General features: G+C 68.1%; 16 protein-coding genes and 1 tRNA gene. 10 read left to right on the forward strand and 7 right to left on the reverse strand.

What is annotated here, in order from left to right; genetic code table 11:
- A complete protein-coding gene (locus ACLJRL_RS23895) occupies positions 1 to 219 on the forward strand; it encodes an RNA-binding S4 domain-containing protein (protein WP_005149665.1) in 219 nt (72 codons plus the stop codon).
- Here ACLJRL_RS23895 and ACLJRL_RS23900 read toward each other — a convergent pair.
- Complete coding sequence (locus ACLJRL_RS23900; RefSeq protein WP_410658479.1) at positions 216 to 1,160, reverse strand: Ldh family oxidoreductase; 945 nt, start codon at positions 1,158 to 1,160, stop codon at positions 216 to 218. The genes ACLJRL_RS23895 and ACLJRL_RS23900 overlap by 4 nt on opposite strands.
- A gap of 113 nt (positions 1,161 to 1,273) precedes the next feature.
- Here ACLJRL_RS23900 and ACLJRL_RS23905 point away from each other — a divergent pair, with 113 nt between their 5' ends.
- From ACLJRL_RS23905 to ACLJRL_RS23915, 3 genes are all read left to right on the forward strand, one after another.
- Positions 1,274 to 1,561 (forward strand): DUF2277 domain-containing protein, encoded by a 288-nt coding sequence (locus ACLJRL_RS23905; protein ID WP_410658480.1) that lies wholly within the window; start codon positions 1,274 to 1,276, stop codon positions 1,559 to 1,561.
- Between the two features lie 28 nt (positions 1,562 to 1,589).
- Entirely contained in the window at positions 1,590 to 1,961 is a 372-nt protein-coding gene (locus ACLJRL_RS23910) for a DUF4190 domain-containing protein (RefSeq protein ID WP_410658481.1), read from the forward strand.
- 44 nt (positions 1,962 to 2,005) lie between these two features.
- A tRNA-Ser gene (locus ACLJRL_RS23915) sits at positions 2,006 to 2,094 on the forward strand.
- Between the two features lie 62 nt (positions 2,095 to 2,156).
- On the opposite strand, the gene ACLJRL_RS23920 is transcribed toward ACLJRL_RS23915, so the two are convergent.
- Complete coding sequence (locus tag ACLJRL_RS23920) at positions 2,157 to 2,654, reverse strand: MarR family winged helix-turn-helix transcriptional regulator (RefSeq protein WP_410658482.1); 498 nt, start codon at positions 2,652 to 2,654, stop codon at positions 2,157 to 2,159.
- A gap of 538 nt (positions 2,655 to 3,192) precedes the next feature.
- Between ACLJRL_RS23920 and ACLJRL_RS23925 the strand changes: the two genes are divergently transcribed.
- The gene (locus tag ACLJRL_RS23925) at positions 3,193 to 4,116 is read left to right on the forward strand and encodes a neutral zinc metallopeptidase (RefSeq protein ID WP_410658483.1); all 924 of its coding nucleotides are present in this window, start codon (positions 3,193 to 3,195) and stop codon (positions 4,114 to 4,116) included.
- A 79-nt stretch (positions 4,117 to 4,195) separates the two neighbouring features.
- On the opposite strand, the gene ACLJRL_RS23930 is transcribed toward ACLJRL_RS23925, so the two are convergent.
- Positions 4,196 to 5,743, reverse strand: a complete 1,548-nt coding sequence (locus ACLJRL_RS23930) for a M28 family metallopeptidase (protein WP_410658484.1) — start codon at positions 5,741 to 5,743, stop codon at positions 4,196 to 4,198.
- 80 nt (positions 5,744 to 5,823) lie between these two features.
- Here ACLJRL_RS23930 and ACLJRL_RS23935 point away from each other — a divergent pair, with 80 nt between their 5' ends.
- Positions 5,824 to 6,801: an NAD(P)H-quinone oxidoreductase gene (locus tag ACLJRL_RS23935; protein ID WP_410658485.1), complete on the forward strand. Its 978-nt coding sequence runs from the start codon at positions 5,824 to 5,826 to the stop codon at positions 6,799 to 6,801.
- Between the two features lie 85 nt (positions 6,802 to 6,886).
- Here ACLJRL_RS23935 and ACLJRL_RS23940 read toward each other — a convergent pair whose 3' ends face one another.
- Positions 6,887 to 8,086 (reverse strand): cysteine desulfurase-like protein, encoded by a 1,200-nt coding sequence (locus ACLJRL_RS23940; RefSeq protein ID WP_410658486.1) that lies wholly within the window; start codon positions 8,084 to 8,086, stop codon positions 6,887 to 6,889.
- A 134-nt stretch (positions 8,087 to 8,220) separates the two neighbouring features.
- Between ACLJRL_RS23940 and ACLJRL_RS23945 the strand changes: the two genes are divergently transcribed.
- Positions 8,221 to 8,829, forward strand: a complete 609-nt coding sequence (locus ACLJRL_RS23945; RefSeq protein WP_410658487.1) for a bacterial proteasome activator family protein — start codon at positions 8,221 to 8,223, stop codon at positions 8,827 to 8,829.
- An 82-nt stretch (positions 8,830 to 8,911) separates the two neighbouring features.
- Here the strand turns inward: ACLJRL_RS23945 and ACLJRL_RS23950 are convergent, their stop codons facing one another.
- Together ACLJRL_RS23950 and ACLJRL_RS23955 are read right to left on the reverse strand one after the other, a co-directional pair.
- Positions 8,912 to 10,072, reverse strand: coding sequence for an epoxide hydrolase family protein (locus ACLJRL_RS23950; RefSeq protein WP_410658488.1), 1,161 nt, complete (start codon positions 10,070 to 10,072; stop codon positions 8,912 to 8,914).
- 42 nt (positions 10,073 to 10,114) lie between these two features.
- A complete protein-coding gene (locus ACLJRL_RS23955) occupies positions 10,115 to 11,353 on the reverse strand; it encodes a polysaccharide pyruvyl transferase family protein (protein ID WP_410658489.1) in 1,239 nt (412 codons plus the stop codon).
- A gap of 104 nt (positions 11,354 to 11,457) precedes the next feature.
- On the opposite strand from ACLJRL_RS23955, the gene ACLJRL_RS23960 reads away from it, so the two are divergent.
- From ACLJRL_RS23960 to ACLJRL_RS23970, 3 genes are read left to right on the forward strand one after another with little or no spacing between them, the layout of a single operon-like run.
- Positions 11,458 to 12,402: an ABC transporter permease gene (locus tag ACLJRL_RS23960; protein WP_410658490.1), complete on the forward strand. Its 945-nt coding sequence runs from the start codon at positions 11,458 to 11,460 to the stop codon at positions 12,400 to 12,402.
- A gap of 3 nt (positions 12,403 to 12,405) precedes the next feature.
- Complete coding sequence (locus ACLJRL_RS23965; protein ID WP_410658491.1) at positions 12,406 to 13,230, forward strand: ABC transporter ATP-binding protein; 825 nt, start codon at positions 12,406 to 12,408, stop codon at positions 13,228 to 13,230.
- Entirely contained in the window at positions 13,227 to 14,135 is a 909-nt protein-coding gene (locus ACLJRL_RS23970; protein WP_410658492.1) for a glycosyltransferase, read from the forward strand. Before ACLJRL_RS23965 ends, ACLJRL_RS23970 begins: the two co-directional genes overlap by 4 nt.
- 73 nt (positions 14,136 to 14,208) lie before the next feature.
- Here the strand turns inward: ACLJRL_RS23970 and ACLJRL_RS23975 are convergent, their stop codons facing one another.
- A complete protein-coding gene (locus ACLJRL_RS23975) occupies positions 14,209 to 15,687 on the reverse strand; it encodes a hypothetical protein (protein ID WP_410658493.1) in 1,479 nt (492 codons plus the stop codon).
- Between the last annotated feature and the right edge of the window lie 7 nt (positions 15,688 to 15,694).

Consider the following 15,694-nt stretch of genomic DNA (forward strand, 5'->3'; position numbering starts at 1 on the left):
ATGAGCATCCACGACGTCCCGATCACCGGCGAACCGATCCGCCTCGGCCAGTTCCTGAAACTGGCGAACCTGGCCGAGGACGGTTCGCACGCCAAGGACCTCCTCGACGCCGAAGAGGTCACGGTCAACGGCGAGGTGGAGGTCCGGCGCGGCCGTCAGCTGACGAACGGCGACGTCGTGGAGGTCGGCGGCGAAGGCGGCCGCGTCGTCCTCGCCTAGCGGCCCTGCAACGGCGGCAGCCGCAAGGCCTTGGCGAGTTCCTCGAGTTCGTGGTGCACCGGCTCGTTCAGCGGCACACCGAGCGCCTGGCACTGTTCGAGGTACTGCGCCTCGCGCCAGCCGGGGTAGCGGACCGGAGTCCCGCCCTCCCAGCCGAGCAGGCTCCCGAACAACGCGCTCGCGGCCCGGTAGAAGCCGTCCGCGCTGCGCAGGGTCGTCGGCGCGATGGCCATCACCATGAGCCCGGTGTCGTGGTCGTGATCGCCGACGCCGGAGAGCACACCGGCGAAGATCTCGACCAGCAGGGCGAAGCCCGCGACGGCCGCGCTGTCGACGTCCGAGAACGCGTCCAGGTCGAGGACGAATTCGGGGTACGCGCCCGCGGGAGCGGCCATCCCGAGCGGGTTCGCGGCCGTCCCGCGTTCCCCGCCCGCCGCCATGACCAGGCCGATCATGGTGTGCGGCAACGCCCTCGCGGCGTGATGCCCGGCCCGGCCGAACGGCCCGACGCCGCGGACCGACATCAGCCCCACGCCGTACCGGCCGGCGCGGGAGACCGCCCTGTCCATCGCGTCGCCGACGGCCCACAGACCGGGCGCGCGGCGGTAGTCGATCAGGGCGGCGGCGCCCCGGTCGGCGATCATCAGCGGTTCCGCGCGCGGCCGCACCATGCCGTTGGCCAGCATCGGCAGGTGGAGGCGGGTGAGTTCGGCGACCCCGGTCTCGGGGGCGCCGGTGAGGTCGCCGTGGCACAGGGCCTCGGCGGCCATCCGCGCCCGCGACCACGGCAGGTCGTGGGCGATGAAGACCTCGGTGACGAGTTCGATCAGCGCGTCGATCGGTACGCGCTGCCAGACCTGTTCCGGAATCGGAGAATGCTCAGCCGGTTCGAGAACCGGCTCGGCGGGGGCACGGCGGAGTGAGCGAGGTCTGAGGGGCACTCCGCCGAGAGTGCCCAAACGCGTTTTTCCGCGTCAACGAAGCAGGCCAGCTTCTAACCGACTGTGTGATCGAAGCGCACGAAAGCGTATGTGGGCAGAAGTACGATCGGGGTATGTGCCGGAACATCACCACACTTCGAGGCCTGGAGCCGGCGGCGACGCCGGACGAGATCGAGGCCGCCGCCCGCCAGTACGTGCGCAAGGTGACCGGGGTGCAGAGCCTCTCGGACACCACGCGCGAGCCCTTCGAGGTCGCCGTCGCCGAGATCACGGCGATCACCCGCCGGGTGCTCACCGAACTGCCCGCCCGCCGCCAGCCGCCGCCCACGGTGCCGCCGCTGCGGCGTCCGGAGGTCCAGGCCCGCATCGCCGCGAAGGCCGCGAAGAGCCAGGCGTCCTGAACCAAGTTCCGGCGGTTACGGTGAGCCGGTGACGAACCCGCAGGACCCCTACGGTCAGCAGCAACCGCCGTACGGACAGCCGCAGCAACCGCCGTATGGATCGCCGTACCCGCAGCCGGGCTACGGGTACGGACCGGCGATGCCGCCGCAGGACCAGGGCCTGGCGATCGCCGCCTTGATCGTGTCGATCGCCAGCCTCGTCGTCTGCAGCGGGCTGCCGTCGGTCATCGGCGTCATCATGGGGCATATCGCGCACTCGAAGGCCAAACGCGGCGAAGCCGGTGGTCAGGGGATGGCGCTCGCGGCGATCATCATCGGCTACATCGGCGTCGCGATCGTCCTCGGTCTCTTGGTGCTGTTCCTCATCGTGGGCATCATCACCGACTGGGACTTCGACTAGATCCGAAGCGTTCCCGGCGTCGGCCGTCAGATATCCTCGATGGCGGTAGCGTGTCCGAGCGGCCGAAGGATCATGTCTTGAAAACATGCGAGGGCTCTGTCCTCCGTGGGTTCGAATCCCACCGCTACCGCCAGTCTTGAGTCGTGAGTGATCCGGGTCGTCAGAACGACCCGGATCACTCACGACCGAGTACGGCTAGGGCGGCGGCAGGCGCGGAAGACCGTCGATCTCCGACAGGTGATCCAGCACCCGCCCGAAAGCCTCGCCCAGCACTTTCTGCTCCTCCGGGCTCATCAGGCCGATCAAGTGCTCGCGCACCCCTTCGACGTGCGTCGGCGCCGCGCCCGTCAACAACGTGGCCCCCGCTTCGGTCAGCTCCGCGACGACTCCGCGCTTGTCCGCCGGGTCCCGCGTGCGGCGGATGACCCCCTCGGCCTCCATGCGGACCATCTGGTGCGAAAGCCTGCTCTTCGTCGAGCCGAGCATGCTCGCCAGGTCGGTCATCCGGATCCGGTCGCCGGGCTGCATCGAAATGCACACCAGCACCTCGTAGTCGGCGAGCGAGACGTCGTGGCGCTCGCTCAGCTCACGGTGCAGACGCTGCCGCAGCCGCATGGTGGCGACGATGTACGAGCGCCAAGCGACCATCTCCGACTCGGTCAGCCAGCGCGTTTCTTCCTGCTCCACCGCCATCCACGCAGCGTAGAGCCTTGATCGCGGATGGCGCATACCCACCGGTCACATTCGGCCCTTGAAAAATACGGTGGAACATTCGCCCGAAGGAGGGTTACGAAAAGGTTGAGACTCGGCGAGAAAAGGCGCATTCTTCTTGTCAGCGGATGGTCGGGCAAGTATCGGGCGGACCGTGGTAGTTCGCCGGGCCTGCTCCCAGCCGGGAAAGGTCAAGGTGGTGGTATGGCGGGTGATTCTCGCGGTTGACCGCCTGCTGTGTCCCCGCGATCGGAACGGAACAGAACCGGGTCGGTCGCGACTGTGAACAGCGACGAAACGCGGGCATCTTCGGTGCGCTCGACAATTCTCGCGCATTCGGCGTCACTCGAGCCTGTTTCGAGATTGCGGCCTCTTGGACCGCCTCGGCAGTGCCGGACGCCGGCCCGATGATCGCGGCCGACCGGTGATCAGAGCAAGACAACCTCGGTAGTCCTGGGTGCGGCCATGGCGAAGTGGCCGCACCCAGGCATATCCGGGGCTATCCGGTTACGCTTCCCCCGTGCGATTCGACGAAGGCGCGGGCCTGGACACCTCCGAGGTCGAGGACCTGCGCGGCGGTGGCGGTGGCGGTATCGGCGGCCGGGTGGCACTCGGCGGCGGCGGGCTCGGTGTGGTGGGCCTCGTCATCTACTTCCTCTTGTCCCAGTTCGGCGGCGTCAGCCTGAACCCGGCTTCGGGTGGGCTCGGCGGGCTCGGCGACGTGGGTTCCGGGCAGCAGGTGGACAACTCGTCGCTGGCGCAGGAATGCAAGACCGGCGCGGACGCGAACCGGAACCACGACTGCGCCATCGTCGCCACCATCAACTCGATCCAGGACTACTGGGGCCAGGAGTTCTCGCGGTCCGGGTCGACCTACCGCAAAGCGGTCACCAACTTCTTCAACGGCGGCGTGAACACCGCCTGCGGCAACGCGACGTCCGACGTCGGGCCGTTCTACTGCCCAGGCGACTCCGAGGTCTACATCGACCTCGCGTTCTTCAACGAGCTCCGGACGCGGTTCGGCGCGCAGGGCGGGCCGTTCGCGGAGGCGTACGTGCTGGCCCACGAGTACGGCCACCACGTCCAGAATCTCACCGGTGTCTCCAAGAAGGGCACCGGAAGCGGGCCGACGTCGGGTTCCGTGCGGCTCGAACTGCAGGCCGACTGCTACGCCGGCGTCTGGGCGAACCACGCCACGACCACGCCGACCGAAACCGGGCGGCCGCTGATCAGCGAGATCAGCCAGGAAGACATCGACTCCGCGCTGGACACCGCCTCACGGATCGGTGACGACTACATCCAGTCCAAGCTCGGCGGCGGCCGGGTCGACGAGTCGAAGTTCAGCCACGGCACCTCCGCCCAGCGGAAGAAGTGGTTCACCACCGGCTTCCAGACCGGTCAGCCCGCGCGGTGCGACACCTTCGCGACCAACAGCCTGGGCTGACCGGTCCCGAACGCCATGAACGGCCCGTTACTTGCAAAATTTGCAAGTAACGGGCCGTTCATGGCACTTGAAGGAACTACTACGCGGCGACGACACCGTGGTGGTCGTCAGCGTGGACGGAAGCCGTCATGCTCCGCTGCTTCGAACGCTCGGCGGCGCGGACGGCCTTGGCCTTCGCGGCCTTGCCACCCGGCACACCGTTGATGTTCTCGGTGCTGGTCGCGTACACGCCCAGCGCCCAGGCGACGGCGTCGGAGTTGCGGTCGAGCGCGACGCGGTCGACGTTGCCCAGGTTGTCGCACTTCTGGTGGTAGCACTTGTCGTAAGGAACGTTGGCGCTACCGCCCCACTTCGCCGCCTGCGCCGCGGTCTTCACGCCTTCGGCGCCGGTGAACAGGCCACCCGCGGGGATGCCGACGGCGATGAACTGGCCGTAGTCCGAACGGCCGGAGAAGTCGGTGCCCTCGACCGGGACGCCCTTGCCCTTCTCGAGGTAGTCCACGAGGGTCTTCTCGAGCTGCGCGGAGCCGTACGGGCCGGGGCCCGCACCGGTGGCGTCGGAGTCGTCACCGTCGTAGGCGAAGTACGCCGCGTTCGGCGAACCGATCATGTCGTAGTTCAGGTACAGCGAGATGTCGAGCTGCTGCTCGAAGCTCAGCGAGTTGACGTAGTGGGTCGAGCCGACCAGGCCGAACTCCTCGGCACTCCACCAGCCGAAGCGGACGGCGTTGTTGGCCTTGGGCTTGCTGCCCAGCTGCAGCGCGGTCTCCAGCAGCGCGGCCGAACCGGTGCCGTTGTCGTTGATGCCGGGGCCCTCGGACACGCTGTCGAGGTGGGCGCCGAGCATCACGACGTTGTCCTTGCGACCGGTCTTGGTCTCGGCGAGGACGTTGTAGCTGGTCCGCGCCTCCTGAAGGGCACGCAGGTCGAGGGTGACCGAAGCTCCGGCCTTGCCCGCGAGCACCTCACCGTCGGCCTGGGTGACGCCACCGGTCGGGATCTTGCCCGCGGCCGGGTCGCCCAGGGTGCCGTTGACCGGGCCCGGGACGTTGTTGTAGATGATCGCGCCGAGGGCGCCTGCCTCGGCCGCGGTCGCCTGCTTCTGCGCGAAGGAGCAGCCACCACGCTGGATCAGCGCGATCTTGCCGGTGACGCCGCCCGCGTAGTCGGCCGCCTCGCAGCCGCTGGTCTCGTCGACCGGGACCACCGCGAGCGGGGCGGTGATTCCACCAGCGGGCGTCGACGGGCTGTAGGACATGATGATGATCGGGACGTCGGCGCCCGCGACCGTCAGCTTCTCGGCGAGGGTTTCCGCGTAGGTGAACGGGAACTCCTGCCGGGTGACCGAGTAACCGGCCTGCTCCAGCTTGGTGGCGATGTACTCCGCGGACCGCTTGTGACCCTCGGAGCTGGCCACGCGGCGGCCACCGGTCGCGTCCGAGATCCGCTGGAGCGCGATCAGGTGCCGGTTGACGTTGCTCACGTCGACCTTGTTGACGAGCTGCTTGGCCAGCGCGGGGCCGTCGAGCTTCGGGGCGGCTGTGGCGGCGGGAGCCATTCCGACCGTGAGCGCGGCGGTGGCCATCACCACGATCGAGGGAACAATGCTTCTTCGCGAATATGACATGAGCGTCACCTTTGTGCGGTTTTCCCCGGAGGTCAACCGACGTTCGGCGGACTTCCGAACACCAAGATAGGGTCGGTTGTATGTACGCGATCACCATCCGTGAGCCCGGCGATCCCGATGTTCTCGAATGGACAGAGGTGGACGATCCGGTAGCCGGCCCGGGCGAGGTCGTCATCGACGTCGCCGCGAGCGCGGTCAACCGCGCTGACCTGCTGCAACGCCAAGGTCACTATCCGCCCCCGGCGGGTGCCAGTGAAATTCTCGGCCTTGAATGTTCCGGCACGATCGCCGAAATCGGCGAAAGTGTCGAAGGATGGCGAATCGGCGACGAAGTTTGTGCTTTGCTCGCCGGTGGTGGCTATGGGGAAAAGGTCGCCGTCCCCGCCGGACAACTGCTTCCGGCGCCCGCCGAAGTCGAATTGCTCTCGGCCGCCGGGCTGCCCGAAGTCGCCTGCACGGTTTGGGCGAATGTGGTCATGCACGCCCGGTTGTCCGAGGGCGAGGTCCTGCTCGTCCACGGTGGCGCCGGCGGGATCGGCACGCACGCGATCCAGGTCGCCAAGGCGCTGGGCGCGACGGTCGCGGTGACCGCCGGTTCGGAGGAGCGGCTCGAAAGCTGCCGCCAGCTCGGCGCCGACATCGCGATCAACTACAAGGAGCAGGACTTCGTCGAGGTCCTGCGCGCCGAGACCGGTGGCGCGAACGTCATCCTCGACAACATGGGCGCGAAGTACCTCGACCGCAACATCGACGCGCTGGCCATGGACGGCAGGCTCGTCGTCATCGGCATGATGGGCGGGGTCAAGGGTGAACTCAACATCGGCAAGCTGATGGGCAAACGCGGCAGCGTCTACGGCGCGGGTCTGCGGGCGCGGCCGCTGGAGCAGAAGGCGGCGATCGTCGCCGACGTCCGGGAGCGGCTGTGGCCGCTGGTGGAACAGAATTCGGTGAAGCCGATCATCGGCCAGGTCGTGCCGATGGCCGAAGCGTCGGCCGCGCACCGGGCGCTGGAAGAAGGCAGCGTTTTCGGCAAGGTTCTGCTCGCCGCGAAGTCCTGACGACCCCGCCCCCTCGCGATTAGTCCTCTAGGTGCGGTAGTTGCACACGCAAGTACCGCGACTAGAGGACGAAACGCGGCGGGGGTCAGCGGATTTCTTCGAGCACCCTGACGAGCTGGTTGACCTCGAAGACGTTCGAGTAGTGCGCGAGGCCGATCCGCACGGCGCCACCGACCTCGGCGGCGCCCAGCGAAGCGAAGACACCGCTGGTGCCGTCGTCGGCGAAGGCGCACAACCCTTGGGACGCCAGGTATTCCGCGACCTCGGGTGACTTCTTGCCCGCGACCGCGAAGGCCAGCGCGGGGATCCGGCGCATGGCGTCGCCGATGACCATGACGTGCCGCAGCGAACGCAGCTCCGTGGACAGTTGCGCGAGAAGTCCCGCGTGGTACGACTTCGCCGAGCCGAGCGACGTCACCAGCCGCTCGCGCCGCGAGCCCATCGCCGCGTCGTCCAATCCGGCCAGATAGTCGATCGACGCGATCAGCCCGGCCAGCAACGGATACGCGTGCGGCCCGAGTTCCATCCGGGCCGGACCGCGGGCGGCCGGATCGAGCGAGACCGACGGGAGCCGTTCGAGCAGTTCGGGATCGCGGAAGACCAGCGCCCCCACCGAAGGGCCGCCCCAGGCCTGCGCCGACACGACGATCACGTCGGCGCCGAGCGCGTTGAGGTCCAGCGGGACGAACGGTGCCGCGTACGTGGCGTCGACGACGACCAGCGCGCCGACGCGCTTGGCGAACTCGATGACCGTCGGGATGTCGGGCCGGGTGCCGACCGAGCCGGACGCCAGCGTCACCGCGACGACCTTCGTGCGCGCGGATACGAGGTTCTCGTACTGCCAGGCGGGCAGCTCGCAGGTCTCGATGTCGATCTCGCCCCAGCGCACGACGGCGCCGACACGTTTGGCGGCGCGGCGCCACGGCGCGAGGTTGGCTTCTTCGTCGAGACGGGAGACGACGACCTCGTCGCCGATCGTCCAGCGATCGGCCATCGCGTCGACGAGGCGGCGGATCAGGTCGGGCGCGTTGGGCCCGAGCACGACTCCGGCCGGATCGGCGCCGACCAGGTCGGCGACCGCCCGGCGAGCGGCCGTGACAATGCTTTCCGCACGCTGTGAGGCCGGAAACGCTCCGCCCGGCCCGGACACCGGAGCGCGCATAGCCGTCGAAACGGCCGAAGCGACCTGTTCGGGTACGAGCATTCCGGCGGCGCCGTCGAAGTGAATCCAGCCGTCACCCAGCGCGGGAAACAACCCACGGATACGAGCGACGTCGAACGCCATGGGGACACCGTACGGACGTGCGGTTTGCCGCTGTACCCGGGGTTGGGTGCGTGACCACAGGGCGCGACGATTCCCGCTACGCTCGGAGACGGTGGCGAAAACCGCACTGCGCTTTCTGTCGCACGTAGGCCAGGATGGAGCACATGACCGAGCCCAATTTCCGCGAATCGAACACCCCCGGTGACGGCAGCGGAGACTCTTCACACCACGTGGTGGTCGTCGGGCCCGACGGCACCCCCGTCGGCACCGCGCGCCTCGGCTCCGCCGGCGAACTGGGCGAGGTCGAGCAGCACGACGAGTCGCTCGGAGACCTCGTCGAAGAGCCGGCCAAGGTGATGCGGATCGGCACGATGATCAAGCAGCTCCTGGAGGAGGTCCGCGCCGCGCCGCTGGACGACGCCAGCCGCAACCGCGTGCGCGAGATCCACCAGACCTCGATCCGCGAGCTGGAAAAGGCGCTGGCGCCCGAACTTCAGGACGAGCTCGAGCGGCTGGTCCGACCGTTCACAGAGGACTCGACGCCGTCCGATGCGGAGCTGCGGATCGCGCAGGCTCAGCTGGTCGGCTGGCTGGAGGGCCTCTTCAGCGGCATCCAGACCGCGTTGTTCGCGCAGCAGATGGCCGCGCGGGTGCAGCTGGAGCAGATGCGACGCGGGCTGCCGGCCGGGCCTTCGGCGGGCGGTGTCACAGGGCTGGGCGGGCCTGGCTCCGGCGAGCCGCACGGCCCCGGTCAGTACCTCTGACGCCTGGTGCACGTGTGTGTCATGAAAGGGTCTTTCAGGACGTATTTTGTCCCGAAAGACCCTTTCATGACATCCAGGGGAGCTAGCGCAGCGGCCGGAAGAACGTCCGCAGATCCTCGATGAGCAGGTCCGGCACCTCCAGCCCGGGGAAGTGCCCGCCTCGGTCCTGTGTGGACCAGTGCACGATGTTGTCGGTGCGCTCGGCGAGGTGCCGCATCGGAAGTCCCGTGTCCTTCGGGAACACGGCGACCCCGGTGGGCACGGTGGACTCAGGGGGCGGCGCGCCCCAGGCCGCCCCCAGCGCGGAGTAGATCCGTGAAGACGAGTTCGCGGTCCCGGTGAGCCAGTAGAGCATCACGTTGGTCAGCAGGTCGTCGCGATCGATCGCGTCCTCGGGCACGTCACGAGAGTCCGAATAGGACTTGAACTTCTCCACCAGCCAGCCGAGCTGCCCGGCGGGCGAGTCGGTCAGGCCGTAGGAAAGCGTTTGCGGCTTGGTCGCCTGGATCATCGCGTAGCCCAATTCGCCGTACTGGAACTCCCGCCCGCGTGCCAGCGCCGCCTCGCCCCGGGCCAGTTCGTCACCGGTGAGCCCGTCGAGATCGGCCTCCGACTCCGGCACCGCGCTCGGCAGCATCGTCAGGTGCGCCCCGATCACCCGCTCCGGGCACCGGACGCCCACCTGCCGCGAAACGATCGCGCCCCAGTCACCGCCGTGTACCCCGAACCGCTCGTACCCGAGCCGCGACATCAGCACCGGCCACGCCTCGGCGATCCGATCGGAGCCCCAGTCCGCCTCCGTCGTCGGGCCGGAGAAACCGAACCCGGGCAGCGACGGCACGACGACGTGGAACGCGTCTTCGGGATCGCCGCCGTACGCCCGCGGATCCGCCAGCGGACCGATGACGTCGAGGAACTCCACCAGGGAACCCGGCCAGCCGTGCGTGAGCACCAGCGGGATCGCGTCCGGCTCCGGCGACCGGACGTGCAGGAAGTGAATGTTCGCGCCGTCGATCTCGGTCATGAAACCCGGAAACCCGTTGAGGCGCTCCTCGTGGGCCCGCCAGTCGTAGCGAAGGCGCCAGTACTCGACGAGGTCCTGGAGATAGCCGAGCGGCGTCCCCAGCCCCCAGCCGACCCCGTCGATTTCGTCCGGCCAGCGAGTGTTCGCCAGGCGCGCTACGAGATCGTCGAGGTCCCGCTGCGGGACGGCGACGGTGAACGGCGTGATGTCCTCGGTCATGGAACGACCATAGGAAGGATCGAGGACACCTTCGGTCCTCGATCAGCCTCGGATGATTCTCGCCCACCGCCGACGGAGCGGAGTGACCTTCGCTTCCGCTGGGTGCTCAGGTTCCGGTTCCGGCCGGACGACGGGAGCGTAGATCGTCTTCGCCAGATCCTTCTTGGCCTTCTTGAAGCCCGCCAGGGCCTCCGGTGAGTACCCGCCGGCTTCCGGCCGGTCCGGGACCTGGCTGAGATCCTCCAGCAGGGTCCAGTTCGAGCCGAGCGCCGCGAGCGAGCGGTGCTTGGTCGCGTAGTAGTCGGGGTGGATCGAGACCGCTACACCCGACGCTCCGGCCGACGCGGCCAGCATGTGCAGGTGGAACCGGGTGGAGATCCAGGTCTGCCCCGGCGAGACCGGCAGCCCGTGCGCCCAGATATGCGAGAACGGATAGAACCGGGCACCAGGCAGTTCGCGCTCGAGCAGGGCGAACACCTCACGGTCGACCCGGGGCACGCCCTCGATGACGCCGATCTTCTCCGGCGGGACCTTCCACGCGCGCAGCATGGACAGCACCGCGCCCGCCAGCTTCCCGACCCCGACCTCGACCAGGTCGGACTGCAGGCACAGCATGACCTCGGGAACGTCCTCGGTCTCCCCGTACAGGTGCGGGCCGATGCCGATGAAGGCGTCGTCCAGCCCGACCGGCACGTCCAGCAATTCCGCCGAAGCGTCATCGCGGACCTCGACGACCTCGAACCGGTCGGCCAGCGCGCGCAGCAGAGGCGCGATGTCGTCGCAAGCGGGCAGCAGTCCCTGGCCCGTCATCGCGGCCCGTCCACCGGAGCGCTCGGCGGCCGCGGCCGCGCCGGCCAGCAGGCCGATCTGCTTGGGCCAGAGCTTGTTGATGTACCCGCCGCCGACGACGTGGACGACGTCCACCGAGGCCAGCAGTTCGATCCCGTGGTGAAGCCGCGGCATCATCCCGGGGTTGTTCACCGCCTCGCGAACCCACGCCGCCGCCTGCCACGGGTCTTCCGGGGCTTCCCAGCAGAGACGCCACAGCGTGTCGGTGAACTTCGCGCGGGGGTGCAGGCCGTCCAGCAGCACCGCGGCGGGACCCGGTGAATGGGTGTCCACCCACACATCCGCGTCGGGAGCCGTTTCGGCGAGATGCCGAAGCCAGCTGGCGGCGATGAGCTCATCACCGTAATTGGGGTGACCGACCGGCGCGACCAGGTAATACAGTGCGCGCCGGGGAGACTTCGCGGGCGAAGTCGTGCTGTCGGGGACCGGCATTCGTGCATCGTAACGCCGCACACACCGTTACCAGAGCGGGACTCGTTACCGGCTCCGGCCGGGGCGGCCCAGGCAACGCGCACCCCATCGGTACCCTCGTTCCCGTGCATGCCACCAGCACGGTTCACGCCCACGACGGTGCTTCGCCGACCTCGGTTCCACCGATTTCGGACAGCAAGACCTTTTCGCGGGCGTTCGCCGATATCAAGACAGGTTTCGCCGCCAAAGAGCTGTGGGGACACCTCGGCTGGCAGGACATCAAGCAGCGCTATCGCCGCTCGGTGATCGGCCCGTTCTGGATCACCATCAGCCAGGGCGTCATCGCGCTCGGCCTCGGACTGCTGTACTCACAGTTGTTCAACCTGCCGACGGCGACGTTCCTGCCCTACATCAGCACCGGCTTCATCATCTGGGGCTTCATCAGCGGCTGCCTGTCCGAGGGCATGGAGACCTTCATCTCCAACGAGGGGCTCATCAAACAGCTCCCGGCACCACTTTCGGTGTACGTCCTCCGCACGGTGTGGCGGCAGACGCTGATGCTGGCGCACAACCTGATCGTCTACGTGATCGTGGTCGCGATCTTCTTCACCAGCCTGGATCAGCCGTACGCGATGAGCGGCGAGTGCGTCGGGGGCGCACTGTGCCACCCCGGCCTCGGCTGGTACTCGCTGAGCGCGATCCCCGGCATCTTGGTGCTCGCGCTGAACGCCGGCTGGGTCACCCTGCTGCTGGGCATCATCTCGACCCGCTACCGCGACATCCCGCAGGTGATCAACTCGCTCATCCAGCTGTTGTTCTACATGACGCCGATCGTCTGGCCGATCGACCAGCTGATGGCGGGCGGCGCCCGCGACGGTGTTTCGTGGGCCTTGCCGTACGTCTACGGCAACCCGCTCTTCCACTTCATCCAGATCGTGCGTGCCCCGATGATCGGGCAGGCCGTCAGCATCAACAGTTGGTACGTGGTGCTCGGCATCACCGTCGTCGGCTGGGGCCTCGCCCTGGTCGCGATGCGCAATTACCGTTCCCGCGTCTCTTATTGGGTGTGACAGATGGTCAGCATTGATGTGCACAACGCCTACGTCGACTTCCCGATCTTCGACGCGAAGACCCGCTCCATGAAGAAGAAGGTGCTCGGCAAGGTCGGCGGCAAGATCGGCACCGCGACCAAGGTGCCGATCATCGAAGCCCTCCACGACGTGACGCTCTCGCTGAAACAAGGCGACCGCGTCGGCCTGGTCGGCCACAACGGCGCCGGGAAGTCGACCCTGCTGCGGCTGCTGTCCGGGATCTACGAGCCCACCCGCGGCTCGGCGAGGATCTCGGGCAAGATCGCGCCGGTCTTCGATCTCGGGATCGGCATGGACCCGGAGATCTCCGGGCTGGAGAACATCATCGTCCGCGGCCTGTTCCTCGGGATGACCGCGAAGCAGATGGAAGCCCGCATTGACGACATCGCGGAGTTCACCGAACTCGGCGACTACCTGCAGATGCCGCTGCGGACGTATTCGACGGGTATGCGCGTGCGGCTGGCCCTGGGCGTGGTCACCTCGATCGACCCGGAGATCCTGATCCTCGACGAGGGCATCGGCGCGGTCGACGCGGCGTTCCTCAACAAGGCCAAGGACCGGCTGAAGGACCTGGTGAAGCGGTCGGGCATCCTGGTGTTCGCCAGCCACTCCGACGAATTCCTCTTCGAGCTCTGCGATACCGCGATCTGGATGGACGAGGGACACGTCAAGCAGCGCGGTTCGCTGCGGGATGTGCTCACCGGTTACAAGGGCCGCGACCCGTTCGAGAACATGAGCCAGGAGACACTGCAGCGGTTCGGCGTCGAACCCGAGCCGGTGGCGACTACGAACGGCGGTCAAGGATGACCAGCGAGACCCGGCAGTTGCCCGAAGGCGCCGTCGTCGGCGTCGTCGTCACGCGCCATCGGCGGGAACTGCTCTCGGAATCGCTCAAGGTCATCGCCGCCCAGACGCGGCCTGTCGACCACCTCGTCGTGGTCGACAACGGCCCGGACCAGTCGGCGCGGGACATCGTCGAGGACTACCCGCTTCCCTTCACGTACCTGCCTTCGCACCGCAACCTCGGTGGCGCGGGCGGGTTCGCGCTCGGGATGCTGCATGCGCTTTCGCTGGGCGCCGACTGGGTCTGGCTGGCCGACGACGACGGCCGCCCGGCCGACGAGAACGTGCTGGCGATCCTGCTGGACGAAGCCGAAAAGCGGAATCTGGCGGAGATTTCCCCGGTGGTGTCCAACATCGACGCGCCGGACAAGCTCGCGTTCCCGTTGCGGCGCGGGCTGACCTGGAAGCGTTCGTCGGCGGAACTGGGCGTCGACTTCCTGCCCGGTATCGCCTCGCTGATGAACGGCGCGCTGTTCCGTGCGTCCACTTTGGACGTCGTGGGCGTGCCGGACCTTCGGCTGTTCTTCCGCGGTGACGAGGTCGAACTGCACCGGCGCCTGGTGCGCTCGGGCCTGCCGTTCGGCACCTCGCTCAAGACCGCGTACCTGCACCCGGACGGCTCGGACGAGTTCAAGCCGATGCTGGGCGGCCGGTTCCACGCGCAGGACCCCGAGAACGAGGTCAAGCGCTACTACACCTATCGCAACCGCGGTTACCTGCTCTCGCAGCCGGGTATGCGCAAGATCGGCGCGCTCGAAGTCGTGCGGTTCGGGCTGTACTTCATCGGCGTGAAGCGGGACCCGAAGGCGTTCGTGCAGTGGCTCAAGCTGGTGCGCCAGGGCCGCAAAGAGAAGTTCTTCCGCTACTGAGTTTCCAGAAGCGCGTGAAGGCCCCCTTCCCTCGGCTGAGCCGAGGGAAGGGGGCCTTCACGCGCTTCTGCTGCTACTCGCCGATGACCGGCGGAGCGGTGCGCATGTCGGTACCGAAGACCTCGTCCGGGTCGCCCTCGACGAGGTAGGTCGGACGCTGGTGCTCGGTGTCCTCGTCCCCTTCGGAGCTCTGGCCGCGGCCGCCCATGCCGCCGCCGCCCATACCGCCGCCACGGCCGCCGCCGGCGCCACCGCCCATGCCCATACCGCGACCGGCCGCCGCTTCGGCCGCGCCGACGCCGCCGGGGCGAGCCGCGCCCGAGCCGGAGCCCGAACCGGGAGTGGAACCCGCGCCGGAGCCGGGACCGAACCCGCCGCCGGCGCCACCACGGCCCGCTCGGGAGTTGTGGTCGGAGTCGCCCATGCCGCCGCCCATCATCGGCGACATCGGCATGGGGCTCATCGGCATCCCGGTCATATTCGTGTTGGGGCCGGGTGTGGAGATCGGCCCCTGGCCGGGCTGGAACCCGGACGGCGTCGTACCCGACGGGATGCTGCCGGCGCCCGTGCTGGACCCGGGGCCGGGCAGGTGGCTCGTGCCCGGCGGGATGCCGGTGCCGCCGCCCCCACCACCGCCGCCTCCGCCGCCACCGTTTCCACTGCCACTGCCGGGCGGGATGTAGGTGTTGCCGGGCGGCGGGTTGGAGCCGGGCGGGTTCGAGCCGGGAGGCACCTCATAGGGCATCGGCTTGTTGATGCCCTCGCCGCCGCCTTCGCCGAACTTCGGCGGCTCGGCGAACGCCGGCTGCTTCGACGCGGCGTCGTACAGGGCCTTGTCGTAGTTGTGCATGGCGGAGGCCGCCTGGGTGTGCGCCTCCTGGCTGTCCTGCTGCTTCTGAATGGACTTGTCGATGTTCTCGCCCAGGTTGAACGGGTTCGACGTCATCCAGCCGCCGACCTCGTCCTTCCAGTTGAAGGCGATCGGCTCGGGCATCGTGTTCTTCACGTTGGAAGCCGCGGTGCCCTGGTCGTAGATCGTCTCGGACGCGAGCTTCGCGTTCTGAGAGTTCGCGTCCGACCATTTGCTGAGGCTCTTGAAGTACCCCTGGGCGTTGCCCGCCGCGTCGCCTTCCCACGTGCCCTGCGACGAGGTGACCGCGTCGCTCATCGTGGTCGCGAAGCTTTCGAAGGCCTTGTGGATGTCGTGATACGCGGTGGAGACCTGGGTGACCTGCTCGACGTTCAAGTCGCTGCTGACGAACTGCTTGAGCCGATCGTGGTCGTAACCCTGGTAATCCGCGTCCGACGGTTCCAGGCCCTCGACGTACTGGACGTCGCCGTTCCGGGTCAGGTTGTCGACGTTCTTGTCGCCGACCTCCTGCGACTGCTGCTGGGCCTGCCCGTTCGCGATGAACTGCTTGACCGCGCCGAACAGCCAGCCGTCACCCGGGTCGACGCCTTCGTTGGCCTTCTGCTGGAAGTAGGCGTCACGACCGGCGGGAGAGAGGTCGGCGACCTGCTGCTCGCTCAGGTTCGGTGTCTTCGTGGTCATCCTGATC

The sequence above is a fragment of the Amycolatopsis sp. lyj-112 genome (assembly GCF_046549055.1).
GTDB lineage: Bacteria > Actinomycetota > Actinomycetes > Mycobacteriales > Pseudonocardiaceae > Amycolatopsis.